Origin of the sequence: Bradyrhizobium sp. Rc3b (assembly GCF_900114915.1) — a bacterium.
Lineage (GTDB): Bacteria > Pseudomonadota > Alphaproteobacteria > Rhizobiales > Xanthobacteraceae > Bradyrhizobium.
This window is the reverse complement of the sequence record NZ_FOUS01000016.1, coordinates 30,267-54,167: the sequence shown is the minus strand read 5'-3', so window position 1 is coordinate 54,167 and position 23,901 is coordinate 30,267. Positions and strand designations below refer to the sequence as shown.

The window sequence follows — 23,901 nt, the reverse complement described above, 5'->3', positions numbered from 1 at the left end:
GCGCGCCCCGCAATGACATCGAACTAGATCAGCCTCACATGCTTGATCTGCCCCATCTGAAATCCCGCGCCGAGGCTCCGCACCGTCTGCTCGCAGCGCCAGCCGGCATTGTCCTTCTCGATTCTGAAAAGGTTGTAGGCCGCCGCCGGGTAGCGCCCGTGCGCGAGCGCGGAGGCGGAGGGCACGCCGAGCGCGGGAATGTTGCCGTTGGGACCCTCGAACCACATCGTCGAATGAATGTGGTCGTGCCCGTGCAGGATCAGCTCGACGCCGTGGCGCTTGAGCAGCGTCAGCAGCGCGGCCGAATCGGTCATCCGCTTCTGCCGCGCATCGGACTTCAGGGGATGATGCACCAGCAGCACGCGAAAGACGTCCTCGGCCGCGAGCCGTTCGAGCATTGCTGCAAGCGAGTCGAGCTGATCGCGCCCGAGCGTGCCCGTCGCCATCAGCGGCAGGGTCGGCACCGCCGTGGACAGGCTGATCAGCGCGAGCGGCCCGCGCCGGCGCACGGATGGAAAGCCGATGCCGCCGTCGTCACCGGCGAGATAGGGCGCAAACGTCTCGCCGAAGCGATGCGAGGTGGCGCGTACATAAGCGTCGTGATTGCCGGGAATCGTGGTGACGCGGTCGGGCGGGCCGACGCCTTCGAGCCAGGCGCGGGCAGGGGCGAACTCGGCTTCCAGCGCGAGGTTGACGAGATCGCCCGTCACCGCGATGTGGTCGGGCGCCTGCGCCTTCATGTCGGCGACCAGCGCATCGAGCACCTCGCGGCGCTGGTACTTGTGGCGGTTACGCGTCCAGTTGACGTAGCCGAGCACGCGCTTGCCGGCGAGCTCGATCAGCCGCGGTTTCGGCAACGGCGCTAGATGCGGATCGGACAGATGGGCGAGCGTGAAGGGGGCCAGCGTGTTGGGAGTCATGGCGTGCGATTGCCTCGCTATTGCTCCGTTGTAATGGCAAGGTCGCGGGGACTGTGCAAGCGGCGCCGGGACAGCGGCCTCAAGGAAGCCTGATGGGAGATCGTCTGGACCGCATTCGACGAAAATTCGAGCCGCTGCTGCGGCGAGTCTTCCACGCCTATTTCCTCATCGTCCGCGGCATGACGCTCGGCGTCCGCGCCGTGGTGCTGGATGCCGAGAATCGGGTGTTTCTGGTCAGGCACAGCTATGTCAGCGGCTGGTACCTGCCCGGCGGCGGCGTCGATCACGGCGAGAGCATGGAGCAGGCGATGCGGCGCGAGCTCAAGGAGGAGGGCGATATCGACCTCACCGGCGAGGCCGTGCTGCACGGCATCTTCCTCAACAGCCATGTTTCCCGCCGCGACCACGTCGCGGTCTACGTCGTCAGGCAGTTCAGGCAGGACCGCCAGCCCGAGCCCAACCGCGAGATCGTCGAGTGCGGGTTCTTCGCGCTCACGGCGCTGCCCGACGGCACCACGCGAGGGACGCGGCTGCGGATCGCGGAAGTGCTGGACGGCCGGCCAATGATTGCGACGTGGCGCTGAGGTCGGCCTGTGCTGATGCATCAGGAGATGTCGTTGAACGAATGCAAGCCGAGGGTTTCGGAACACCTCCCCTCGACCTCGAAAAGGAGCTGAGCGCGGCCGCTGCCCGATGGACCGCGCTGCGTTCAGGTGCTATCCCGCGAATTGACATGACCGATCTCTCACTGACCATCCTCCCCGAAGCCGCCGGCGATGCCCAGTCGATCGAGCGGCTGCACGAACGTACCTTCGGTCCCGGCCGCTTCGTGCTCAGCGCCTACCGGATCCGCGAGCACGTCGACCATCTGCTCGAATTGTCCTTCACCGCGCGCATCGGCACGCTGCTGGTCGGCTCGGTCAGGCAATTGCCGGTGCTGGTCGGCGAGACGCCGGCGCTGTTGCTTGGCCCGCTGACGGTCGAGCCGCCGTTCCGCGGCCGCGGTGTCGGCCGTCTGCTGATGGAGCGCGCGCTAAAGGACGCGAAGGCGAAAGGTCACCGCCTGGTGCTGCTGGTCGGCGACGAGCCCTATTACAGCCGTGTCGGCTTCAAGCCGGTCCCGAAGGGCCGCGTTACCATGCCGGGTCCCGTCGACGCCGCCCGCATCCTGGTGTTCGAGCTCGTCGATGGCGCCTTCGAAGGCGTGTCGGGCCCGGTCGGCCCGGACTGGAGCAAGGCGCGGGCAGGGTAGGGCGTCAGGTTCGTAGCCTGTAGCCCGGATGAACGAAGCGATATCCGGGAAACCTGTCGATGCAGATGCACCGCCCCCGGATGTCGCTTCGTTCATCCGGGCTACGAGGCTCATACGGAGTATCGCCAATGCAGGTGCGTCCAGCCGATTCCAGTGAGATCGACCACCTCGCGCAGCTGTGGCACGATGCCTGGCACGGGTCGCATGCGCATCTTGCGCCGCCCGAGCTGGTCCGCCTCCGCACGCTGGCGAGCTTTCGCGATCGCCTCGCAGTCATGCTTGCCGACATCTGCGCCGTCGGCCCCTCCGGTACGCCGCTTGGCTTCTGCGCCCTCAAGGGCGATGAACTGTATCAGCTCTTCGTGTCGCCAACCGCCCACGGGACAGGCGTGGCTGCGGCACTGATCGCCGATGCGGAAGCACGGCTCGCCGCGCGTGGTGTGGAGCTGGCGTGGCTCGCCTGCGCGGTCGGCAACATGCGCGCCGCCCGGTTCTACGAGAAGAGCGGCTGGCGCAACGCCGGCACCTTCGTGATGATGTCGGAAACCTCGAAGGGGCCTTTCCCTGTGGATCAGTGGCGCTTCGAGAAACGGCTGACGCGTAGTTCGTAGCCCGGATGGAACGCAGCGCAATCCGGGCTACGATGCTGTCAATGACGCGCGCGGCCGCGCCTGACACCCCGTCGTTGCCGGGGCCCGCGGGCCCCGGCTTGATCACCGTCAGAACTTGAAGTTCGCGAACGCCCGCACGCCGATACCGGGCATCAGCACCTCGTCCTTGGTGTAGGACACGGAGTTGCGGATGTTCTCGTTGAGGAGATTGTTGCCGACGATGCCGGCCATCATCTCGCGCGCGCCGAACCAGTTGCGGTCGAGCTTGGTCTTGTAGCTCACCTCGGCTTTCAGCAGATTGTAGCCCGCCGTCGGCGTCTCGGCGATCACGGCGATGTTGTTCTGCGCGAAGGCGTGCAAGAGGTTGACGCGCATCAGCCAGTTGTCGTCGCGCCAGAACACGCCGCCGCCCATCCGCACCGGCGGAATGCGCGGCACGTTGGTGCCGTCGCTGAAGGTGGCGCGGACCACGTCGAGCTGGTTCTCGATGCCCCAGATGCCGCCCTGGAACGCGCCGACGTCGAGCTGCGACTGGAATTCGCCGCCGCGGAAATTGGCATTGCGCTGCGAATACACCGCCTGGTTCAGCTCGGCGCCCGGCGTGCCGCAGGAGGCAAAGTCGTCATCGCAGGACACGCCGGTGAGGCGGCGATAGATGAAATTGTCGAAATGCGTGTAGTAGACGGTCGCTTCGAAGCGGAACGGCCCCGTCGCCTTGCGCACGCCGAGCTCGACCGATTTGGCGGTCTCGATGGTGAGGTTGGGATTGCCGATGTCGAAGGTCGCAGTCGCGTCATGGCCGCCGCGTGAAAACAGCTCGGCCGCCTTCGGCGCGCGCTCGACATATTGCGCGGTGATGCTGCCGACCATGCCGCCCGGCAGATCCTGCAGCAGGCCGATGCTGCCGCTCTTGGGCGTGAAGGACGGATTGCGCGCGATCGCCGCCTGCGGCGTGCCGTCGGGCAAATAGTCGGCCGGGAAGTCCGGCGTCGTGCCGTGCAGCTCGACATGCTCGATGCGGCCGGCGATCTGCGCCCGCGTCGCCTCCGTGAACTTGAACTCGTTGAAGGCGTAACCGGCAACGCGCGTGCTGTTGTTGGGGTCCCACAGCCCGTTGAACAGCGTGCCGGGATTGTCCGGGCTCGGCGCGCTCAATTCCTGATGCCCGACCTGGAAGCCCAGCGCCGTCGTCACTTCGGCGAAGCGCGCGTTGAACGGCATCAGCTGCACCTCGGTGCGGATTTCCTGCTCCTTGTTGGTGAAGGTCTGCCTGATGCCGTCGCTGTTGAGGTCGGCGGGATCGGCAAGGCCGATCTCGTTGTGGCGGTAGTCGGTCGCGCCGGCCCAGAAGCGGACGGCGTCGATCGCGGCGGCGTCGGGATGATACTCGCCCTTGACGTTGATCTTGGTCTGATGGCCGTCGATCCGCGTGCGGTGGTCGGCGCCGTCGATGCCGGGGATGTGGTAGAGCGAGTCGTTCTGCGTGATCGATGCGCCGATATAGCCGCCCTGGAAGAAATAGGACCCGCCGATCGAGGCGCCGTCCGAGCGCGTCGCCGAGTTCGGCTGGCGGCCGTTCACGGGGCGCGACTGATCGTTCAGATAGGGATAGCTCGGGATGGAGTAGTCCGAGGTCGTGCGGCCATAGGCGTCGGCGTGGAACGCGAAATTGCCGCCGCCGGTGTCGAGCAGCACGCCGCTTTCGACGCCGCGATCGACCGAAGAGAACGCGGTGCGGGTCTCGGCAGTGACGCAAGGCGAGGTCGCGGCGGTCGCGAGCGGCGCCTTGGTCGGCAGGCCGTAAGCCTGGAATGACGGCGCGCAGTTCGGCACCGCATCCGGAATCCGGTTGTTGGTGGCACTGACGACGCCGCCGATCGAGGTCGAGCCGTAGCGCAGCGCGGCGGGCCCGCGCACCACTTCGATCTGGTTGGTCGCGAGCGGATCGATCGGGACGAAATGATCCTCGCCGAGATCGGACGCGCCGCTCGAATTGGTGCCGTTCTCGACGATGCCGACGCGGTTGACGTCGAGACCCCGGATGATCGGCCGGCTGGAGGCGCCGGGCGCGAAGCTCGAGCCGGTGATGCCCGGCTTGGAGAACAGGAGATCGCCAAGCTGGCCGCCGCCCTCGCGGCGGATCTCCTCGTTCGGCACCACCGTGACCGTCGCGAACTGGTTGGTCACGATAGGCAGCACGCCCTGCTGAGGCGCGGCGGGCACGGCGGCCGCCGGCTCTGCTTCCGCCGCTTGTTGGCGGCTGCGCACTCGCGCGGTCCGCGTGCCGCGGCCCGGATTGCGCGACGGCACCACCGCTCTGCGCACGATGGGGCTCGGCGCCGTCACGGTGACGGCGGGGATCTCGGTCGACGATTTGTCTTGCGCAGGCGTTTGGGCGAAAGCAGGCGTGGCGGCAGCGCCGAGCAGGAGCAGGCTTGCTCCGCCAAGACGCTGCGCGCGTCGCAATTTGAATGACATGGGTCCTGATTCCATTCAGGCGCCGTCCGCGTGATGGTCTTTTGATCGGGAGGCGGCCTGCCGTCGCGGCGCGACGGAATTCGACTTCAACTTCTCCCGGGTATTTGCCGATGCGCGGCGAGCCCGGGCGTGATCAAGCGATGTTGAGAGTCAGGACGCGGGAGGGGCGCGCGGCTGGAACGCCGTGCCGGCCGATTTCAGATGGAGAAATTCGGCATCAGTGGTGCGGTGGAGCAGCTCGATCGCCTGCGGCAGCAGCAGCACGGGCGGCGCTGCCGCTATGACGGTGCCCGCCATCGCGACGACGGCGCAGATCGCGCAATTGTCCTCGCCCTGATGCTCGCGGTCGGGAGCGGCGGGCGATTGCTTCTGGACCGCGGCGCGGTCGATCGCGGCACCTTTGGCGCTGTCGGTCTGCTGGAGCGAGGCCTGGGCAAGCGGCGCGGCCTGCGCGAACCAGTGGCTGTGCCCGAACGTCAGCGCGAACTGTACCAGCATCGCGAACAACGCGAGCCGGGCGCCGTGCCTGATATTCGACCGGAACCACTTCATCTGGAAAGCCACCCCACGTCGCGGCACATCAATTCCCTGACGTTGCGACGTTACAATGTAACATCGCGCGACAGGTCGGTGGATGTCAACGGCGCCTCAGGCCTGTCTGTGCAGGCAGCCGGCCCGATGTGTCGTTCGGGCAACTAGACACGATGGATTCAAGTCCAGTTCAGCGGAGAGCGTTGCTCTCTCCGTTCCCTCTCCCCTTGTGGGGGAGGGGCAGGGAGGGGGGTGCCACACGGACTCTTACCGTCGCGCACAGGCCCGATGCATCGTCAACAACCGGCCCCTTTTCCTGCGCTACCCCCCTCCCTGGCCCTCCCCCACAAGGGGGGAGGGAACGCACCGCCGTCGCGGCGCTACGCGAGTCTCGTCCAATCAAGCTTCGGGCAACTACCTACCGCCCCTCGCGGACCCAGGTCGCGGCAAACGCGCCGAGTAGCAGCAGGAGGCCAATCAACCCGGCAAAGATCGGCAGCACGCCGACGCCCTTGACGACGCTGGCGTCGCGCATCCGCACCCCCATCCAGCCGTCGCCGGCGAAGACGCTGGCCGAACGCACCGGCAGGATGCGCGGCAGCTCGACGTCGGCGCCGCTCGCCACGCGCACGGCGTTGCCGCCGGTCGCCTGCGTCAGCGGCTTCAGTGTCTCGACGGTGGAGGTGACCTCCGAAAACTCCTTCGGATTGGTCGGGCCGACATTGATCAGCGCCTTCAGCGTGCCGTCGGTGGCCTGCCACAGGCCGAGCTCGCTTGCGGGAAGGCTGGCGCGCCATTCGCCGGGATCGCCGGGGCTCAGCGTCAGATCCTGCGACGCGCCGGACGGCGAGGTCACGCTCACCGGCTGGACGCTGTCGGCCATGGTCTGACGCACCACGACGAGGTTCTTGCCCTGCACCTGCAGACGCAGCGCCTCCTCGTCGAGGTCCGGCTGCTTCATCAGCCAGTGCGACATCCGCCTGAGCAGGTCCAGATGCGGGCCGCCGCCCTCATAGCCGCGCGCCCACAACCAGATGTGGTCGGAGAGCAGAAGCGCGACGCGGCCCTCGCCGAAGCGCGACAGGAACAGAAGCGGCTTGCCGTCGGCTCCCGTCATCACCGGCGGGTTGACGGAATTGCGGGTGTCGACGGTCCTGAAGAAACGGCTCCAGCGCGGCGGCTCGCTGGCGGAGCCCTCCAGGGCGCGCGTGACGGGGTGGCGCTTGCCGATGTCGGACAGGTGCGCATAGAACGGCTTTTCCGTCACGCCCACGGGCTCTGCCGGCAGCACTGAATCCAGTGGCGTGCGCCAGATGCTGGTGTTGGAGGCGTAGTCGGGGCCGGCCGAGACCAGCACCGCGCCGCCGCCGCGGACATAGCGCGCGATGTTGTCGAAATAGGCGATCGGCAGCACGCCCTGGCGGGCGTAGCGATCGAAGATGATCAGCTGGAATTCGTTGATCTTCTGCTGGAACAGCTCGCGGGTCGGAAACGCGATCAGCGACAATTCGTTGATCGGCGTGCCGTCCTGCTTCTCCGGCGGACGCAGAATGGTGAAGTGCACGAGGTCGACGCTGGCGTCGGACTTGAGCAGATTGCGCCAGGTGCGCTCGCCCGAATGCGGCTCGCCCGAGACCAGCAGCACGCGCAGCTTGTCGCGCACGCCGTCGATGGCAACGACGGCGCGGTTGTTCACCGGCGTCAGCTCTCTCTCGAGCGGCGAGGCCTCGATCTCGACGATGTTCGGGCCGGCATGCTTGATGTCGACGTCGACGCTCGCGGCCTGGCCGCTCGAGAGCGTGCGCTCGTTGATGACCTCGCCGTCCCTGCGGATCGTGACCTTGGCGCGCTCGCCGGAGACGCCCTGGTCGTCGAGGCGATAGCTGATGGTCTGGGTCTGGCCGACGATGCCGAAGCGCGGCGCCGCCGTGATCGCGATGCGGCGGTCGCGCTCGTCCTTCTGGCCGGTGATCAGCGCATGCACCGGCGCCTGGAAGCCGAGCGCCGTGGCGCTGGCCGGAATGTCGTGGACGCGGCCGTCGGTGATCAGGAACGCGCCGGCGACACGGTCGACCGGCACGTCCGACAAGGCCGAGGCGAGGGCGCCGAACAGCTTGGTGCCGTCGGTCTCGCCGTCGGCCTGTCCGGCTTCGACGACACGGACCTCCAGTCCCTTGACCTTCTTCAGGCCATCGACCAGCGCCTCCTGCGCTTGCGCAGCCTCGCGATTGCGGTTGCCGAAATTCTGGCTCGGGCTCTTGTCGACGACGACGGCCGCGACCGAGGTGAGGGGATCGCGGTCCTCGCGGGTGAAGGAGGGATTGGCGAGCGCGAGCAGGAACAGCGCCAGCGCGGCCACGCGCACAGCGGCGCCGCGCGCGCGCGCAACCAGCAGCAGAAGCGCGATGACGACGATCGCGGCGAGCGCGAGCCACAGCACGATCGCGGGAACAAGCGGCGTGAATGCGATGCCGTAATTCATATCGGTCCTATTGCCCCAGCCGTTCGATCAGGGCCGGTGCGTGCACCTGGTCGGCCTTGTAATTGCCGGTCAGCGTGTACATCACGATGTTGGCGCCGGCGCGGTAGGCGAATTCGCGCTGGCGGGTGTCGCCGCCGGTCACCGGCAGCATGGCCTGGCCGTCGGGCCGCACCGCCCAGGCGCCGGCAAGATCGTTCGAGGTGATGATGATCGGCGAGACGCCGTCGCCACCGCGCGCCGGCCGCTGCGCGCTGTCCTCGTCCTCGTCGCGCGGCAGGGTCTCGACCCAGGTCTGGCCGGTGACGAATCGACCGGGGAAGTCGCGCAGCAGGTAGAAGGTCTTGGTCAGCACGTGCTCGCGCGGCACCGGCTCGAGCTCGGGCACGTCGAGCGAGGACAGGATCTCGCGCAGCGTCTGCATGCCCGGGGTCTGCGCCGCGCCGTTGGCGCCGGGTGGCGCCTCGATCGCGTCGCGGGTGTCGAACAGCACGGTGCCACCCTGCTTCATGTAGGCGTCGATCTTGTTGATGGCATCCTGCGGCGGCTTCGGCGCGCCCGGCACGATCGGCCAGTAGATCAGCGGGAAGAAGGCGAGCTCGTCGCGCGCGGGGTCGATGCCGACGGGATCGCCGGCCTCGAGCGCGGTGCGCTGCGCCAAAAACAGCGTCAGTCCGTTCATCCCCGCTTTTACGATGGAATCGACGTCGGCATTGCCCGTCACGACATAGGCGAGGCGGGTCTGCGACGTCGCCTTCATCGCGAAATCGTCCGCGGCGCTGTCGGCGCGTGACGGCGCGGGCGAGAGCGAGGCGAACAGCAGGCCAAGCACGATCATCGCGGGCGCGGCGCGGCGGCGCAGCAGCGCGGCGATCCCGCCGCCGAGCACCGCGACGATGATGGCATCGACCAGGAACAGCGCGAGCGCGGTCGACAGCAGCCAGCCGCGCAGGTCCCGCGGCTCGGCATTGGTGTAGGTGGCATGCCGGGCGCGCAGGCTCGCGGTGTTCAGCGCGGCGATGCGGTCGGCGCTGGCAAGCGTGTTCACGGCGAGCGGTCCTTCGGCCGGACCATAGAAGCCCGGCGGATGATCTGATGTGGCCCGGTCGCGGTAATCCGCGGGCAACGGCTTTGCCGTGGCCGGCGGCGGCCCGAAGGCGCCGAAGCCGTCGAGGATGTGCAACGGGGCCACCGTCTCGGTGGTCGCTTCGCCGGCAACGCCTGCGCCGGGCTTGGACGTGTAGCCGGACATGTCGACGACCCGCCGCAGCATTTCGACGAAGGTGCCCGACATCGGTAAGTCAGACCAGCGCATGTCGGCGCTGACGTGGAACAGGCTGACGAGGCCCTTGCCGCGATGCTCGCCGGTGACCAGCGGCGTGCCGTCTTCCAGCGAGGCCCAGCTCTTGGTGGCGAGCACCGCATCGGGCTCGGCCAGCACCTGGCGGCTCACGGTGACGTCCTTGGGGACGGCGACGCCGGCAAACGGGCCGTCGGCCGCGAAGGTCGCAAGATGCTGCGGCTTCTCCCAGGTCAGGCTGCCGCCGAGCGTGCGGCCGCCCTTGCGCAGCTTGACCGGCACGAGATCGTCCTCGGCCTGCGCCAGCCGGGGACCGGCGAAGCGCACCAGCACGCCGCCCTGGTCGACCCAGGCATTGAGGCGCTCGCGCAGCTCCGGCGCGATGGTGCCGACATCGGCGAGGATGATCATCGGCAGCTTCTGGTCCAGGAATTGTGTGATGCCCTGCTGCGGCGAACCCTTGTCGGCGAGCCTGACGTCGGCGAACGGCGCCAGGGCGCGGGTGAGATAGAAGGTCGGCGCCAGCAGCGGCTGCGCGGTCTCGCTGGTCGCACCCGAGACGATGCCGATGGCACGGCGGCGCCAGCGCTTGTCGAGCAGCTGCACCGCGCCGGCGGAGCGCTCGCCCGATATCTCGAGCCGCGTGATGTCGTTGCGCAGCTCGACCGGCAGATCGAACGCGGCGTCGGTCTCCTTGTCCTGCGGGCCGAACGTGTAGCGGGCTTCTCCGATCGGCGAGGCCTTCTGGTCCAGCGCGCGCACGGTGCCCATGGCGATGCCGCTGTCGGTGCGCAGCACCTTCACCGTCATCTTCGCCGCGGCGTTCTCGGCCGCGACCAGCGCCAGCGGCGCGGAGGTACCGCCTTCGAACACGGTCAGGCTGCGATCACCGATGGTCTTGCCGAGGCCAGCTACGAAGTCCTCGCCGCGGCCGGTGTCGACGCCGTCGGACAGCCAGGCGATCTCGCAGTCGCCGGTGGCCTTCAGGAAGCGGTCGACCGCGGTCAGCGTCTCGACGCGGTCGATCGAATAGGGCTTTGGCGCGAGCTGCCGCAGCGCGACGCGCGCGGCGCCCGCCGGCATCAGGGTGATGTCGCGGTTCGGCTCGGACAGCGGCACCAGCGCGATGGCGCGGCGGTCGTTGTCGGCATTGGCGATCAGCTCGTCGGCGGCCCTGATCCTGACGTCCCAGTGTGACGCCGCGCTCCAGCCGTCGTCGAGCATGATCATCAGCGGCGCCTTGCTGTCGGCTGCGCCTGTTTGCGGATTCCAGATCGGGCCGGCAGCCGCGAAAATGACGAGAGCCGCAGCCAGGAGACGCAATGCGGTCAGCCACCACGGCGTCCGCGAGGGCGTCTCCTCCCGCGGCGCGATGTCGAACAACAGGCGCGTCGGCGGAAACTCGACGCGGCGCGGCCGCGGCGGCATCACGCGCAGCAGCCACCACAGCACGGGCAGGCTGACGAGGCCGATCAGGAGCAGCGGTTCGGTGAAGGCGAGCGGCAGTCCCATCATGCGGCCGGCCCCACCTTGATCGTCGTGGTGCGGGCGCCCGACTTGCTCACCTGCATGCCGGCATGCAGGAACAGCAAGAGCTCGGCGGCGGAGCGGTCGGTGGCGTGCGTGGTGAACAGCCAGTCCAGCGTGTTGGTCTCTGCGCGGATCTGGTCGCGGTGCAGCGCGAGCCGCGCGGTGTAATCCTGCGCCCAGCTCTCGGCGCGGCCGGCGGTGATCACGCCGAAGCCTTCGGGCTCGACGAACTCGACGCGGCCGGAATAGGGGAACGATTCCTCGGCGGGATCGACGATTTGCACCATGGTGCCATGCGCGCCGGAGCCGGAGAGGCCTGTGAGCGTCGTCTTGATCTCCGTGATCGGCGACCAGAAATCCGACAGCACGATGATCTCCGCCAACGCCGCCGGCACGAAGGACGGCGGCAGGCTGAGGCGGTCGGCATCGTCATGCAGCATCGCCTGCGCCATCTTGTCGATCACGCTGCGGCTCGCGGTCGGCGCCATCAGGCCGGGAATGCCGACGCGCTCGCCGCCGGACACCAGCAGCTCGGCCAGCGCGAAGGCGACGATCAGCGTGCGCTCGAGCTTGGACTCGCGCGCGGTTTTCGAGGCGAACGCCATCGACGGCGAGCGATCCGGCCAGATCCACACCGTGTGCGAGGCTTCCCATTCGAGCTCGCGGACATAGAGATGGTCGTCGCGCGCCGAGCGGCGCCAGTCGACGTTCTGCGCCGGCTCGCCGGAAACGAAGCGGCGGTATTGCCAGAAATTCTCGCCGGAGCCGGCGCGGCGGCGGCCGTGAAGGCCGTGGATGACGTTGGCGGCGATGCGGCGGGCTTCGAGCACCAGGCGCGGCAAGGAAGCAGCGAGCGTGCGGCTTTCGCCATCGGCACGTCGGATCGCAATGATCTCCTTCGCTGTGTGCCCGTTCTCCGCTGCCATCAACCGATCCGTGTCTTCAATTGCCGGATCACGTCCGGAATCGTGCGGCCTTCGGCGCGCGCCTGGAACGTCAGCGCCATGCGGTGCTTCAGCACGGGCTCGGCCAGGTCGAGCACGTCGTCCACCGAGGGCGCCAGCCGTCCGTCGATCAGCGCACGGGCACGCACCGCCAGCATCAGCGATTGGCTGGCGCGCGGGCCGGGGCCCCAGGCGATGAACTTGCCGGCTTCGCCGGCGTCAGGACCTGGACGGGCCGAGCGCACCAGCGACAGGATCGCCTCCACCACGGAATCGCCGACCGGCAGGCGCCGGATCAGCCGCTGCGCCGTGATCAGCGCGTCGGCGGTCATCGAACCCCTCGCCAGCGTTTCCTCGGCGCCGGTGGTTTCGAACAGGATACGGCGTTCGGCGTCGCGATCGGGATAGTCGACGTCGATCTCCATCAGGAAGCGGTCGAGCTGCGCTTCGGGCAGCGGATAGGTGCCTTCCTGCTCCAGCGGGTTCTGCGTCGCGAGCACGTGGAACGGCTTCGGCAGATCGTGGCGCGCGCCGGCGACGGTGATGTGCTGCTCCTGCATCGCCTGCAGCAGCGCCGATTGCGTGCGCGGGCTGGCGCGGTTGATCTCGTCGGCCATCAAGAGTTGCGCGAACACCGGACCTGCGATGAAGCGGAAGGCGCGCCTCCCCGCGGTGCTCTCATCCAGCACCTCGGCGCCGAGAATGTCCGACGGCATCAGGTCCGGCGTGAACTGGATGCGCTTGGCATCGAGGCCGAGCGTCACGCCGAGCGTCTCGACCAGCTTGGTCTTGGCAAGGCCGGGCACGCCGATCAGCAGTGCGTGGCCGCCGGAGAGGATGGTGACCAGTGTGTTCTCGATCACGCGATCCTGGCCGAAGATGACGGATGCGATCGCCTCCTTCGCTGCGCGAATCTGGCTCGACACCTGCTCGGCCGAACGGACGATCCCGTCCTCGAGTTTCTCGACACTCTCCGCCATTCGTTTAGCTCCTTCAGCGCGCCATGCGGCTTGCGTCGCGATGTCATCGCATCACGCCAGGCCATCACGCTAGATCATGGGCCCTATGCTAGACTTGCAGGAAGGCCATGTATTCGTTGAATTAACCTATCCCCACCTTATCGGCTTCGGGTTATGTACGGCATCACGAAGTGGCGACCTACCCCACCGGACTAATCCGGGGTGGAACCGTGCACCCGAGAACAACGTAGACCTGCACCAATCGTGCCAAGGACAAAGTCAGGGCAAACCATGGCGAACCAAGGGCAGAGCGCGGATCGCGGTCTCGAGGGACTGACTGTCGCCGCCAAAAGTGCTGCCAATGCCGAAGGCGCCAAGAAAGGCCTGCCTCCGGTGCATCTGTGGAATCCGCCGTTTTGCGGCGATCTCGACATCCGAATCGCCTCCGATGGTACTTGGTTCTACTTGGGGACGCCAATCGGGCGCCCCGCGCTGGTGCGGCTGTTCTCGACCATCCTCAAGCGCGAGGGCGACAAGCATTTCCTGGTCACGCCGGTGGAGAAGGTCGGCATCCGCGTCGACGACGCGCCCTTCATGGCGGTCGAGATGCAGAAGGACGGCGAGAGCAACCATCGCGTGCTGCGCTTCCGCACCAATGTCGATGACTGGGTCACCTGCGATGCCGCGCACCGGCTGCGTTTCGAGCAGGCCAAAGACGGCGGGCTGACGCCCTATCTGCATGTTCGCGCCGAGCTCTGGGCCAAGGTCACAAGGGCGCTCTATTACGATCTGGTTGACATGGGTGAGGAGCGGATGGTCGATGGCCAGCCGATGTTCGGCGTCGAATCATCAGGCGAATTCTTCCCCATGGCCGATGCGGAGCAGGTGAGGGCCGCGCTTTGAACAAGCCTATTCTAACGACCGGTCCCGTCCCGCTCGGCGCGGCGGATTTCTTCGCCCGTTCCAGGGCGAAGCTCGGCTTCGACGTTCCGCTCGGCCTCTACGATCCGAACATCATTCCCGCCTCGGGCGATCCCGGCACCGACAAGATGCTCGAGATCGTCGCGCGCGAGCAGCCGGTGCGCCCCGCGGCGGTCCTGATCGCGGTGGTCGATCATCCCGAGCCGACCATCTTGCTGACGCAGCGCTCGGCGCATCTCAACGACCATGCCGGCCAGATCGCTTTCCCCGGCGGCAAGATCGACGCCACCGACGCCTCGCCGCTGGATGCGGCGCTGCGCGAGGCCGAGGAGGAGGTCGGGCTGTCCAGAGATTTCGTCGAGCCGATCGGCTATCTCGATCTCTACGGCACCGCCTTCGGCTTCCGAATCCTGCCGACGGTCGCCAGGGTCAGGCCCGGCTTCGAGCTCACCATCAATCATTCCGAGGTTGATGACGCGTTCGAGGTGCCGCTATCCTTCCTGATGAACCCGGTGAACCATCAGGTGCACAGCAAGGAATTCCGCGGCATGGAGCGGTTCTACTACGCGATGCCGTTCGCGGAACGCTACATCTGGGGTGCGACGGCGGGCATGCTGCGTGTGCTGTATGAGCGGATCTATTCATCATGATCCGGACGGTTCTGACCGAGATCGGAATCTTCCTCATTCCCTTTGCCGTCTACGCGTTGTTCCTGGCCGCGACGCGGTCCGGCCTGTTCGCGCGTTCCTCCTGGCCGGTTGCGGTCGTCGCGCGCCTTGCGCTGGCGGCGATCGTGCTGGTGATCGCGGGCCTGATCGGACTTGCGCATTTCTCCGGCGCCGCCCCGGATTCGACCTACGTTCCCGCCCATATCGAGAATGGCCGGCTGGTGCCGGGCGTGGAAAAATAGGGGCCGCACGATGAGCGCGGAGCCGATACTTGCGCCAATTCTTGCCGATGCGCCCTGGCTGACCGCAGGCGGGACCGCGCGCGTCCTGCAATTGCTCAACTCTGGCGGCGAGGAAGCGCGCGTGGTCGGCGGCGCCGTACGCAACACGCTGCTCGGTCTTCAGCCCGGCGACATCGATATCGCGACCACCGCGCGGCCGGAGGAGGTGATCCGGCGCGCCAAGGCTGCCGGCATCAAGAGTGTACCGACCGGCATCGACCACGGCACCGTCACGCTGGTGATCGACAGCCACCCCTATGAAGTCACGACCCTGCGCGAGGACACCGAAACCTTCGGCCGCAAGGCCAAGGTCGCATTCGGCCGCGACTGGGTCAAGGACGCCGAACGGCGCGACTTCACGATGAACGGCCTGTCGGTCGATGCGGCAGGCGTGGTCTACGACCATGTCGGCGGCATCGCGGATGCCAAGGCGCGTCGCGTGCGCTTCATCGGCGATCCCGACCAGCGCATCGCCGAAGATTATTTGCGCATCCTGCGCTTCTTCCGCATCCACGCCGCCTTTGGTGCCGGCGATCCCGACCGCGACGGCTATCTCGCCTGCATCCGCGGACGCGCGGGTCTTGCCAGCCTCTCGGCCGAGCGCGTGCGCATGGAGATGCTGAAGCTGCTGGTGGCAGCTCGCGCCTCCGCGGCCGTGCTGGCCATGGCCGATGGCGGATTGCTGCAGGCGCTGATCGGCGGTGTCGCCTATACCGGCCCGCTGGAAACGATGATCGCGATCGAGCGCGAACTCGGCCTCGCTGCAAGCAGCACGCGGCGCCTAGCCGCGCTGACCGTTGCAGTGACCGAAGACGCCAAGCGCGTCGCCGCGCGCCTGCGGCTCTCCAATGCCGAGACCAAGGCACTGGATTCGATGGGCCATCGCTGGTGGCGCTTCACGACCAAGGACGAGGCCAATGCGCGGCGTCTGCTCTATCGGCTCGGCCCCGAGCGTTATCACGATCGTGTGTTGCTCGGCTGGGCGCGGGCCGGCGGCGACGTCACCTCGATGCGCTGGCGCGCTCTCGCCGAACTGCCGCAGCGCTGGACTGCGCCGAAATTTCCGCTGAAGGCCGCCGACTTCATCGCCCGCGGTCTGGCCGAAGGACCCGCGCTCGGACATGTGTTGACGCTCGCCGAGGACGCTTGGCTTGCGGCGGATTTTCCCCTAGAGGAAGCCGCACTCGCTTCCATCGCCGATCAAGCTGCGGCACGAATCAGCCGCGACGAGAGAACGTGACCATCGTCTCAGGCTTCGCCGACATCTCGATCTTTCAGCTCCTGCTGGTCGCGTTGATGGCGTTGTTTGCTTCGATCATCGGTGGTCTCGCCGGCTACGGCACCGGCGCCCTGATGCCGCTGGTGCTGGTGCCGCTGGTCGGCGCCGAGCCCGTGGTGCCGATCATCGCGATCTCCGCACTCTTCACCAATTCCAGCCGAGCGATTGCTTACTTGCGCTACGCCGACCGCCGCCGCGCGCTGATCGTGCTCGCCTGCGCCGCGCTGACGACCGCACTCGGCGCCTACGGTTACACGCGTCTCACTAATGCCGGCGCGGCGCTCGTGATCGGCTCCATGCTGATCCTGAGCGTGCCGCTGCGCCGCGTGCTCCGCCGCCGAAAGGTCAAGATCGGCGACAGCGGCCTTGCCGCTGGCTCAGTCGGCTACGGCGTGCTGGTCGGCGGCACCTCGGGCTCCGGCGTGATCCTGCTATCGCTGCTGATGGCCGCCGGCCTCGAAGGCGCCGCCGTGATCGCAACAGACGCGATGATCTCGCTCGGCACCGGCCTCATCAAGATCTCGGTGTTCGGCCTCGCCGGCGCCGTGACCGCGCAGGTGCTCGCCTTCGCGCTGCTGATCGGAGCGATCGCCATCCCCGGCGCGTTCCTCGCAAAGGCCTTCGTCGAGCGTATGCCGCTGCACATCCACACCGCGATCCTTGATGTCGCGGTGATCACCGGCGGGCTGGTGATGATCTCGGCGGCGGCGAAGCAGCTCGTCGGGTAGATCGGCGTGAGCAACATCAGCAGCGCAGAGGGGCAGCGCACATTGCATAGATCGGCTGGCAATCGCGAAGGCCGAATTGATCGCGCGCCCGCTTCCGAGCTGAAGCGCAGACGGCCCTGACCCTGACGTTTAATCCATACCGGCAAACGAACGCGGGAAGGATTCCGATCCCCGCAGTTCGCGCGGCAATGCGTCATCGAATCGCAACCGGGTTGTGAAGCACTTCACAACACAGCTTCAGCGCGTGGCGTAAGCTCAGCGTCATTGAGGCGTGTTGCGGATGCGGCGGGCTCCTCGGCGTGGTCGGCGCTGGCCAGTTCACGACCATGCCCGAGCTATGAAAGCCGCCAGAAGCTGCGCCGCCTAACATTACATATTGCAGAGGCCTTGCATGAGCACGTCGGCGGATCGTCACCGGATGGCAGCCTCCATTCTCAGCTTCGAAGCCCGGCGCGATAAACAGGGACGCCTGACGATCTACAGGCTGCCGGCTGACGACGGTGGAGGAGCATATGAAGTCGCGGGCATCAACGAACGTTTCCATCCCGAAGAAGCACGGATGCTGGCCGATTTGATCGAGGGGGCCACTTTCAAGAGGCGGAACGGGCGGCCTGCGAAATCATAGCCACTTACACTGATGGTGTGTCGAGTTGGTCGAGAAAGCCGGCGATCGAATGTTACTTGCGAGATTGCTGCTTCAACCGCGGTCCTCGCGGTGCTGCGCGAATACTCCAAAGAGCATTGCATGTTCCTGACAGTGGCGTGATCGATGACGCCGGACGAGCGCTCGTAGCGGCCCGCGAGGACGACACGTTGGAGCTTCTGCAAGACCTGCGCGCTGCGCGCGAACAGTACGAGCGGGATGTCGCGAAACGCAGTGAGACGAGCAAGTTTTGGAAGGGCCTGGTCAACCGGTGGAATAACGCATTGAACGTCGCAAAGAGTTTTATCACCAGCTCAGAGGAGGTTGCATTGACCGATACACAGATCGAAAGCCCCAGGATTCAGCCTCAATCTCGCGGCTTCAGCGCATCACGGGCCGCGACCAATGCAATGCTGTCGAGTGGCGTTGCGGACGCTTCTGCGGAGATCGCGCCAATCGCAGAGATATCCGCTCCATTGACGAGTGAGTCGACCAGGCCCGTTGCTTTGCGTGCGCTTCGGCTCGGTTCGCAGGGACCACTCGTGAAAGCTTGGCAAAGCTTCCTGCAGGGACAGCATTTCGATCCGGGTGGCCTCGACGGAGAGTTCGGCGACAAGACCCAGGCGGCGACGAGTGCGTTTCAGGCGGCAAACGGACTGACGAGCGACGGCGTGGCAGGTCGCGAAACGATGATGAAAGCCATGCAGCTCGGATTTGAGCTCATTGAAGAGCCGGCCGCTGACATGACGGGTTCAAACTTCCCGCCACGGCCGGATTTTCCGCCGCTCGAAAATACGGCCGCGAGACGGGCGGTTTTTGGCGCGTTCAACTTCGTCTCGGAGCCTCGTCCGGATAACCGCGAGAACATCCGGATCCTCGGGACTTGGACCAGGGACAACATCGTGAGCGTTCCCATTCCCCAACTGCGGAAGGCTTTGGGACCGCATGCTCCTGCCTCCATGCAATTCCATAAGCTCGCGGCGGCACAGCTCAAGGCGCTTTGGGAGGAGTGGGAGAGCGCGAGTCTGCTGGATAGGATCCTGTCATTTGACGGAGCTTTCGTGCCTCGCTTCATCAGGGGATCGACGACGCAATTGAGCAACCACGCTTTCGGAAGCGCGTTCGACGTCAACGCCGACGAGAATCCGTTGGGGGCTCGGCCCAAGCTCGTGGGCACGCGCGGAGCGGTCCGGGAGTTGGTCCCGATCGCCAACAAACATGGATTTTATTGGGGCGGGCACTTTGGAAGCCGGCCCGATGGCATGCATTTCGAAATCGCCTTTATCCAGTAGGGCGAACGAAATCGCATCGTGCGCAAGTCGCCATCGAACGCGACCTGATAGATCGGGGCCGAGTCCTCGGCCCGATCCTTCATTTCTGTTCTGAGAGGGAGATCCGACGTGCTGGAGCTGAGGCACACCCGATCCAGATAGGATGCGGTGTAGGCGGGCCTACTCTTCGTCCTCTTCCTCGTCCTCATCATCCTCTTCCTCCTCTTCCACCTGCACGAGCGTGGCCAGCGGCAGCGTCTCGCGGAACAGGTCGCCTTCCATGCCCATCCAGAGGCAGAGCACCTCGTCCTGCCTCACTTCCGCGACCGTCAGCGGTTGGCCGCCGGATTTCAGCATCACGACATCACCGGCTTTCAAGTCCATGGATTGTCCTTTCGCGCGATCGATCCGGACGGGAGCCTAGCAAGCGGTCATGACAGGCCGATCACGCCGGCCGGCCGTGCCGGGAAATTCCAGCGGCGGGTGGCGATCCCGGTCGACACGCTGGGCAATCGCATATGGCAGCGGCTTCCTCCGTGGCCATCCTTCGAGACGCCCGCCGTTGGCGAGCCCTCAGGATGAGGATCGCGTGCGACGCCCGCAGTCACCAATCGGCCATGATGAAGCTAGCGGTTCGTCAGCAGCAGGAGATGCGGCAGGGCCTCGGTGTCGACGGTCGCGCCCAGGCGAGCGTAGAATTGCATCGCTGACGCGTTGTGTTTCCAGACATCCCAGCCGAGCTTCGTGACGCCGTGATCGGCAGCCCATTCCTTGGCCTTCGTCATCAGCGCTCTGCCGACGCCCTTCCTGCGCGCCTCGGCATGCACCACGATGTCACTGATGTACATGCCCGCCTGGGCGCTATAGAGCTCGTGGGTCAGGATCCAGGCGATCAGGCCCGCAACGCGATCTTCCAGCAGTGCGACGAAGAGGTGCACGGGCGCATGCTCGTGGACATAGAAGGCGAGATAGCGCTCGAGCGTCAGAGGCGGTGGCGGCTCTTCGATATGGGCCGCCAACGCTTCCGCAAGGCTCCGAACCGCAGCGTAATCGCCCGCCTCAGCTCTACGGATGCTCAATTCCCCACTCACGATGCCGCGCCCTCCCTCGGGGCAAAAGCGCCCGCAGGGGACATCTACGTGCTGGCTTGATGGGGCGTTACGTCAGCAGGCGAAGAAATTTCCCGCACCCGAGCTGCCGTAGGGCGGTGATCTTCTCGCGACGAACGCGGAAACGCGGGCGGGGAAACCAGTCCATCGCAAGTTTCGACGATGACATCATACCCCTGTTTTGGCCGACGGATCAAAGTCGTTTCGTGAAATCCGCAAGCCATTGATCTTGCAGGGGGCCGCTACTGTGCATGGGGTTGTTTTTCGATATTTTGTTGTGTGCCCTGCTCAGGGCTAGCCCGGCACCAGCTCGGTCAGCGAGCGGATGATGCGGTCGGGCCTGACCGTCGAGCCTTCGGGCAGGCCATCGCCGTGCACGTCGATCCAGATCGAATAGATGCCGAGGCGCTGCGGCGTCACCACTTCCCATTCCAGATTGTCGCCGATCATCCAGGTATCCTCGGCGGAGACGCCGAGTGCCTCCATGGCGTGCAGATAGGCGCGCTCCTCCGGCTTGCCGAAGCCGTGCTCGCCTTCGATCTGGATGTGGTCGAAGCGATGGGTCAGCTCGAACCGCTCGACCTTGGCGCGCTGCACGTCGGCGGCGCCGTTGGTGACCAGCGCGAGCTTGATGCCGCGTGCCCTGAACGCGTCGATGGCATCGTGCGCGCCGGGGAAGACGAAGATGGCTTCCTCGCGATAGGTGGTGAAGCGGTCGGCGATGCGATCGGCGAGATCGTCGGGCAGGGCGCGATGGCCGTTTGCGGCGAGCGCGGCGAAGCCGCCGCGCACCGTGAGCCGCCGCGCCTCGCCGAGCTTCATCCGCCAGATCGGCTCCGCAGTCGACCAGAACTGCCGCGCAAAGGCGAGCACTGCGGTGGCGACCTGCGGCGGCGGCAGCGGCGCCAGCTCCTCGGCAAACTCGTTCGCGATCGTGTTCCAGGCGATCTCGGGCCGGCCATAGGCCGACAGGATGGTGTCGTCCATATCGATCAGCATGGCGCGCGGCAGCGGCCTCGAGACAGTCATGGCCACTTCACCTCCGGCGGCATCGACGACAGGATCGAATCCACATTGCCGCCGGTCTTCAGCCCGAAGATGGTGCCGCGATCGTAGAGCAGGTTGAATTCGACATAGCGGCCGCGCCGGATCAATTGCTCCTCGCGGTCTGCGGCGGTCCAGCCCGCCGCGAAATTGCGCCTGACGATGTCGGGATAGATCTTCAGGAAAGCGCGGCCGACGTCTTTGGTGAAGGCGAGGTCGGCGTCCCAGTCGCCGCTGTCGTGCCAGTCGTAGAAGATGCCGCCGATGCCGCGCGCCTCTTTGCGGTGCGGCAGGTAGAAATATTCGTCGCACCATTTCTTGTATTTGTCGTAGTCGGCAACGCCGTTCGGCTGGTTGCAGGCTTGCTTCATCGCGGCGTGGAAAGCGATGCTGTCGGCATCGTCCTGGGTGCGCCGTCGGTCGAGCACCGGCGTGAGATCGGCGCCGCCGCCGAACCAGGCTTTCGTGGTGACGACGAAGCGGGTGTTCATGTGCACGGCGGGCACGTTCGGATTGCGCATATGGGCGATCAGCGAAATGCCGGAGGCCCAGAATTTTGGATCGTCCGCGGCGCCGGGAATCTGCGCGCGAAACTCGGGCGCGAATTCGCCATGCACGGTCGAGCAGTGCACGCCGACCTTTTCGAACAGGCGGCCATGCATCATCGACATCACGCCACCGCCACCGGCCGCTCCGGTATGGTCGGTGCGTTGCCAGGGCGTGCGCTTGAAGCGGCCTGCTTCGCCTGGATAGAGGCTTTGCGGGGCGTCGTCCTCGAGCCGCTCGAAGCTCGCGCAGATGTCGTCACGCAAGGCCTCGAACCAGGCGCGGGCGCGGCCCTTGCGGTCTTCGATCGTCGACATGTCCATCTTCATTCCCGGTCGCTTACCACGCGGAGTGTGCCGTAGGGTAGGCAAAGGCGCCCTTGCGCCGTGCCCACGTCTTCTACCGTCATCTTGAATGGTGGGCACGCTCCGCTTTGCCCACTCTACAAATCTGTCCCTATCGGATGCCGAGCGATTTGTGCGTCTGCACGCTGAGCCGCCATTGCGGATGACGCAGGCAGTAGTCGATCGCGCGCGCGGTGTTCTCGATGACCTCGGGTCCGTCCATCGGCTGCAGCGAGAAGCGCTCGAAGGCGAGGTGCTCGAACGTCTCGGGCGCGGCGAGGGCCTGCGGATAGACCAGCTTCAGCTCGTGGCCCTGGCGCAGCACCAATTCGCTGCCGCCCTTGGGGCTGACGCAGATCCAGTCGAGCCCGTCCGGCGCTGCGATGGTGCCGTTGGTCTCGACGCCGATCTCGAAGCCGCGGGCGTGGAGCGCCCCGATCAGCGCGGCGTCGACCTGGAGCAGCGGCTCGCCGCCGGTCAGCACCACGTAGCGGTTGGCGGCAGCCGCAGTCCATTGCGCGGCGATGGTGTCGGCGAGCTCCGCGGCCGAGCCGTAGCGGCCGCCGAGGGTGCCGTCGGTTCCGACGAAATCCGTGTCGCAGAACTTGCAGGTGGCCTCAAGGCGGTCCGCCTCGCGGCCGCTCCAGAGATTGCAGCCGGCAAAACGGCAGAACACGGACGCGCGCCCAGCATGGGCGCCTTCGCCTTGCAAGGTCAGGAAGATCTCCTTGACCGCGTAACTCAATCGTCTCTCCTCAATCTGTCAGGCTTGCGGGTTCCGGATCTGCCGCAGCGCCTCGCCGGCGGCCATGGCCGCGGTCATGGCGACATTGAGCGACCGCAGCCCCGCCTTGATCGGGATCACCAGCCGCGCATCCGCTGCCTCGACCACCGCGTCGGTGACACCGGCGCTCTCGCGCCCGAATAGCAGGATGTCCGACGTCTGGTAACGGAAATCGCGGTAGTCGGTGGCAGCTTTCGTGGTGAACAGCAGCAAGCGGTAGCCATGGGCGGTGCGCCAGTCCTCGAATTTGGCCCAGGAGTCGTGCCTGATAAGGCTGACATGATCGAGGTAGTCCATTCCCGCCCGGCGGAACAGGCGGTCTGAGACGGGGAAGCCCGCCGGTTCGATGATATGGGCGGCGATGCCCAGGCAAGCGCAAAGCCTGAGAATCGTGCCGGTGTTCTGGGCGATGTCGGGTTGGAAAAGCGCTATCTGCATGGGCTGTGCGAGGGCTGTCTCGGGGGAGATGCGGGGCGGAAATGTCTCAATAAAACATCGCCTGCCCGGGAATTCGTGCATTGCACGCTCCCGCGCCGATAGCGGGCTTGCGCTCGCCCGGCAAGGGTGCCAATAGAACGATTCTGGACTGCTGTTTTGCCCGTTTAGAGGTGAACATGCGAAGTTCTGCCGCCGCGGGGGGCCGCGGGCGCCGGCAGCCTTTCCGGGGACCTCATGGGCGCCCCCTGGAGCGGTTCCACCGGTTGCACAAGAAGAAAGGGTTGGAATCGTGACGACAGCGTCTTCGGCGGACCATCCGACACGCCGTGATTTCTTATTCGTTGCAACGGGGGCAGCTGCAGCAGTAGGGGGCGCAGCTGCGCTCTGGCCCTTCATTTCCCAAATGAATCCTGACGCCTCGACCATCGCCGCCGGTGCGCCGATCGAGGTCGATCTCAGTCCGGTCGCCGAAGGCCAGGACATCAAGGTGTTCTGGCGCGGCAAGCCGATCTACATCAGCCACCGCACCAAGAAGCAGATCGACGAGGCGCGCGCCGTCAACGTGGCGAGCCTGCCCGATCCGCAGTCCGACGAGGCCCGGGTCAAGTCCGGCCACGAGCAATGGCTGGTCGTGATCGGCATCTGCACCCATCTCGGCTGCATCCCGATCGCTCATGAAGGCAGCTACGACGGCTTCTTCTGCCCCTGCCATGGTTCGCAGTACGATTCGTCCGGCCGCATCCGCCAGGGGCCCGCGCCCGCGAACCTGCCGGTGCCGCCGTACCAGTTCGTTTCCGACACCAAAATCCAGATCGGCTGAGCCTCGGATCCTCGTCCGAAG

General features: G+C 66.3%; 24 protein-coding genes. 11 read left to right on the top strand and 13 right to left on the bottom strand.

Going from position 1 to position 23,901, the window contains the following annotated elements:
• Positions 1-23: 23 nt before the first annotated feature.
• Entirely contained in the window at positions 24-905 is an 882-nt protein-coding gene (locus tag BM190_RS31495) for a metallophosphoesterase family protein (protein ID WP_092261623.1), read from the bottom strand.
• Between the two features lie 107 nt (positions 906-1,012).
• Between BM190_RS31495 and BM190_RS31490 the strand changes: the two genes are divergently transcribed.
• From BM190_RS31490 to BM190_RS31480, 3 genes are all read left to right on the top strand, one after another.
• A complete protein-coding gene (locus tag BM190_RS31490) occupies positions 1,013-1,504 on the top strand; it encodes an NUDIX domain-containing protein (RefSeq protein WP_092261555.1) in 492 nt (163 codons plus the stop codon).
• A gap of 149 nt (positions 1,505-1,653) precedes the next feature.
• On the top strand, positions 1,654-2,172 hold the full coding sequence (locus tag BM190_RS31485) for a GNAT family N-acetyltransferase (RefSeq protein ID WP_018323286.1): 519 nt from the start codon (positions 1,654-1,656) through the stop codon (positions 2,170-2,172).
• A 128-nt stretch (positions 2,173-2,300) separates the two neighbouring features.
• Positions 2,301-2,783 (top strand): GNAT family N-acetyltransferase, encoded by a 483-nt coding sequence (locus BM190_RS31480; protein ID WP_092261554.1) that lies wholly within the window; start codon positions 2,301-2,303, stop codon positions 2,781-2,783.
• Between the two features lie 108 nt (positions 2,784-2,891).
• On the opposite strand, the gene BM190_RS31475 is transcribed toward BM190_RS31480, so the two are convergent.
• From BM190_RS31475 to BM190_RS31450, 6 genes are all read right to left on the bottom strand, one after another.
• Positions 2,892-5,261 (bottom strand): TonB-dependent receptor, encoded by a 2,370-nt coding sequence (locus BM190_RS31475; protein ID WP_092261553.1) that lies wholly within the window; start codon positions 5,259-5,261, stop codon positions 2,892-2,894.
• A 150-nt stretch (positions 5,262-5,411) separates the two neighbouring features.
• Entirely contained in the window at positions 5,412-5,813 is a 402-nt protein-coding gene (locus BM190_RS31470) for a DUF2946 family protein (RefSeq protein ID WP_092261552.1), read from the bottom strand.
• A 397-nt stretch (positions 5,814-6,210) separates the two neighbouring features.
• Positions 6,211-8,274 (bottom strand): membrane protein, encoded by a 2,064-nt coding sequence (locus BM190_RS31465; RefSeq protein WP_018323290.1) that lies wholly within the window; start codon positions 8,272-8,274, stop codon positions 6,211-6,213.
• Positions 8,275-8,281: 7 nt separating this feature from the next.
• A complete protein-coding gene (locus tag BM190_RS31460; RefSeq protein ID WP_092261551.1) occupies positions 8,282-11,086 on the bottom strand; it encodes a DUF4159 domain-containing protein in 2,805 nt (934 codons plus the stop codon).
• Positions 11,083-12,027: a DUF58 domain-containing protein gene (locus BM190_RS31455; RefSeq protein ID WP_092261550.1), complete on the bottom strand. Its 945-nt coding sequence runs from the start codon at positions 12,025-12,027 to the stop codon at positions 11,083-11,085. The genes BM190_RS31460 and BM190_RS31455 overlap by 4 nt, the downstream gene beginning before the upstream one ends.
• On the bottom strand, positions 12,027-13,025 hold the full coding sequence (locus BM190_RS31450) for an AAA family ATPase (RefSeq protein ID WP_092261549.1): 999 nt from the start codon (positions 13,023-13,025) through the stop codon (positions 12,027-12,029). Before BM190_RS31450 ends, BM190_RS31455 begins: the two co-directional genes overlap by 1 nt.
• Positions 13,026-13,295: 270 nt before the next feature.
• On the opposite strand from BM190_RS31450, the gene BM190_RS31445 reads away from it, so the two are divergent.
• From BM190_RS31445 to BM190_RS31415, 7 genes are all read left to right on the top strand, one after another.
• Positions 13,296-13,907: a DUF1285 domain-containing protein gene (locus BM190_RS31445; protein WP_092261548.1), complete on the top strand. Its 612-nt coding sequence runs from the start codon at positions 13,296-13,298 to the stop codon at positions 13,905-13,907.
• Positions 13,904-14,575, top strand: coding sequence for a CoA pyrophosphatase (locus tag BM190_RS31440; RefSeq protein WP_092261547.1), 672 nt, complete (start codon positions 13,904-13,906; stop codon positions 14,573-14,575). Before BM190_RS31445 ends, BM190_RS31440 begins: the two co-directional genes overlap by 4 nt.
• Positions 14,572-14,835 (top strand): DUF6111 family protein, encoded by a 264-nt coding sequence (locus BM190_RS31435; protein WP_018323296.1) that lies wholly within the window; start codon positions 14,572-14,574, stop codon positions 14,833-14,835. The genes BM190_RS31440 and BM190_RS31435 overlap by 4 nt, the downstream gene beginning before the upstream one ends.
• 10 nt (positions 14,836-14,845) lie before the next feature.
• Entirely contained in the window at positions 14,846-16,114 is a 1,269-nt protein-coding gene (locus BM190_RS31430) for a CCA tRNA nucleotidyltransferase (protein WP_092261546.1), read from the top strand.
• A complete protein-coding gene (locus BM190_RS31425; RefSeq protein WP_092261545.1) occupies positions 16,111-16,881 on the top strand; it encodes a sulfite exporter TauE/SafE family protein in 771 nt (256 codons plus the stop codon). Before BM190_RS31430 ends, BM190_RS31425 begins: the two co-directional genes overlap by 4 nt.
• A gap of 391 nt (positions 16,882-17,272) precedes the next feature.
• Positions 17,273-17,506, top strand: a complete 234-nt coding sequence (locus tag BM190_RS31420) for a hypothetical protein (protein ID WP_143109110.1) — start codon at positions 17,273-17,275, stop codon at positions 17,504-17,506.
• A 137-nt stretch (positions 17,507-17,643) separates the two neighbouring features.
• Positions 17,644-18,816 carry a M15 family metallopeptidase gene (locus tag BM190_RS31415; protein ID WP_244550777.1) on the top strand — a complete coding sequence of 391 codons (1,173 nt, stop codon included), beginning with the start codon at positions 17,644-17,646 and terminating at the stop codon, positions 18,814-18,816.
• A 159-nt stretch (positions 18,817-18,975) separates the two neighbouring features.
• On the opposite strand, the gene BM190_RS31410 is transcribed toward BM190_RS31415, so the two are convergent.
• The 6 genes from BM190_RS31410 to BM190_RS31385 all read right to left on the bottom strand — a co-directional run bounded on the left by BM190_RS31410 (position 18,976) and on the right by BM190_RS31385 (position 23,060).
• Positions 18,976-19,179, bottom strand: a complete 204-nt coding sequence (locus tag BM190_RS31410) for a DUF2158 domain-containing protein (RefSeq protein ID WP_092261542.1) — start codon at positions 19,177-19,179, stop codon at positions 18,976-18,978.
• Between the two features lie 242 nt (positions 19,180-19,421).
• The gene (locus tag BM190_RS31405; protein ID WP_177237407.1) at positions 19,422-19,874 is read right to left on the bottom strand and encodes a GNAT family N-acetyltransferase; all 453 of its coding nucleotides are present in this window, start codon (positions 19,872-19,874) and stop codon (positions 19,422-19,424) included.
• A 324-nt stretch (positions 19,875-20,198) separates the two neighbouring features.
• Positions 20,199-20,933: an HAD family hydrolase gene (locus BM190_RS31400; RefSeq protein WP_177237406.1), complete on the bottom strand. Its 735-nt coding sequence runs from the start codon at positions 20,931-20,933 to the stop codon at positions 20,199-20,201.
• Positions 20,930-21,817, bottom strand: a complete 888-nt coding sequence (hemF, locus tag BM190_RS31395) for an oxygen-dependent coproporphyrinogen oxidase (RefSeq protein ID WP_092261539.1) — start codon at positions 21,815-21,817, stop codon at positions 20,930-20,932. The genes BM190_RS31400 and hemF overlap by 4 nt, the downstream gene beginning before the upstream one ends.
• Before the next feature lie 133 nt (positions 21,818-21,950).
• Positions 21,951-22,583, bottom strand: coding sequence for a 7-carboxy-7-deazaguanine synthase (gene queE, locus BM190_RS31390; RefSeq protein ID WP_092261538.1), 633 nt, complete (start codon positions 22,581-22,583; stop codon positions 21,951-21,953).
• An 18-nt stretch (positions 22,584-22,601) separates the two neighbouring features.
• The gene (locus BM190_RS31385; RefSeq protein WP_092261537.1) at positions 22,602-23,060 is read right to left on the bottom strand and encodes a tRNA (cytidine(34)-2'-O)-methyltransferase; all 459 of its coding nucleotides are present in this window, start codon (positions 23,058-23,060) and stop codon (positions 22,602-22,604) included.
• A 289-nt stretch (positions 23,061-23,349) separates the two neighbouring features.
• Between BM190_RS31385 and petA the strand changes: the two genes are divergently transcribed.
• A complete protein-coding gene (gene petA, locus BM190_RS31380; protein ID WP_018323306.1) occupies positions 23,350-23,880 on the top strand; it encodes a ubiquinol-cytochrome c reductase iron-sulfur subunit in 531 nt (176 codons plus the stop codon).
• The last annotated feature ends 21 nt before the right edge of the window (positions 23,881-23,901 follow it).

Excerpts from the sequence above, each read along its gene's own strand:
- BM190_RS31490 (WP_092261555.1), top strand. The coding sequence starts at position 1,013 with ATGGGAGATCGTCTGGACCGCATTCGACGAAAATTCGAGCCGCTGCTG.
- BM190_RS31410 (WP_092261542.1), bottom strand. The coding sequence starts at position 19,179 with ATGGACTTGAAAGCCGGTGATGTCGTGATGCTGAAATCCGGCGGCCAA.
- BM190_RS31455 (WP_092261550.1), bottom strand. The coding sequence starts at position 12,027 with ATGGCAGCGGAGAACGGGCACACAGCGAAGGAGATCATTGCGATCCGA.
- BM190_RS31460 (WP_092261551.1), bottom strand. The coding sequence starts at position 11,086 with ATGATGGGACTGCCGCTCGCCTTCACCGAACCGCTGCTCCTGATCGGC.
- BM190_RS31400 (WP_177237406.1), bottom strand. The coding sequence starts at position 20,933 with ATGACTGTCTCGAGGCCGCTGCCGCGCGCCATGCTGATCGATATGGAC.
- BM190_RS31435 (WP_018323296.1), top strand. The coding sequence starts at position 14,572 with ATGATCCGGACGGTTCTGACCGAGATCGGAATCTTCCTCATTCCCTTT.
- BM190_RS31485 (WP_018323286.1), top strand. The coding sequence starts at position 1,654 with ATGACCGATCTCTCACTGACCATCCTCCCCGAAGCCGCCGGCGATGCC.
- BM190_RS31470 (WP_092261552.1), bottom strand. The coding sequence starts at position 5,813 with ATGAAGTGGTTCCGGTCGAATATCAGGCACGGCGCCCGGCTCGCGTTG.
- BM190_RS31385 (WP_092261537.1), bottom strand. The coding sequence starts at position 23,060 with ATGCAGATAGCGCTTTTCCAACCCGACATCGCCCAGAACACCGGCACG.
- hemF (WP_092261539.1), bottom strand. The coding sequence starts at position 21,817 with ATGGACATGTCGACGATCGAAGACCGCAAGGGCCGCGCCCGCGCCTGG.
- BM190_RS31475 (WP_092261553.1), bottom strand. The coding sequence starts at position 5,261 with ATGTCATTCAAATTGCGACGCGCGCAGCGTCTTGGCGGAGCAAGCCTG.
- BM190_RS31450 (WP_092261549.1), bottom strand. The coding sequence starts at position 13,025 with ATGGCGGAGAGTGTCGAGAAACTCGAGGACGGGATCGTCCGTTCGGCC.
- BM190_RS31445 (WP_092261548.1), top strand. The coding sequence starts at position 13,296 with ATGGCGAACCAAGGGCAGAGCGCGGATCGCGGTCTCGAGGGACTGACT.
- BM190_RS31465 (WP_018323290.1), bottom strand. The coding sequence starts at position 8,274 with ATGAATTACGGCATCGCATTCACGCCGCTTGTTCCCGCGATCGTGCTG.
- BM190_RS31430 (WP_092261546.1), top strand. The coding sequence starts at position 14,846 with ATGAGCGCGGAGCCGATACTTGCGCCAATTCTTGCCGATGCGCCCTGG.
- BM190_RS31480 (WP_092261554.1), top strand. The coding sequence starts at position 2,301 with ATGCAGGTGCGTCCAGCCGATTCCAGTGAGATCGACCACCTCGCGCAG.
- BM190_RS31420 (WP_143109110.1), top strand. The coding sequence starts at position 17,273 with ATGAGCACGTCGGCGGATCGTCACCGGATGGCAGCCTCCATTCTCAGC.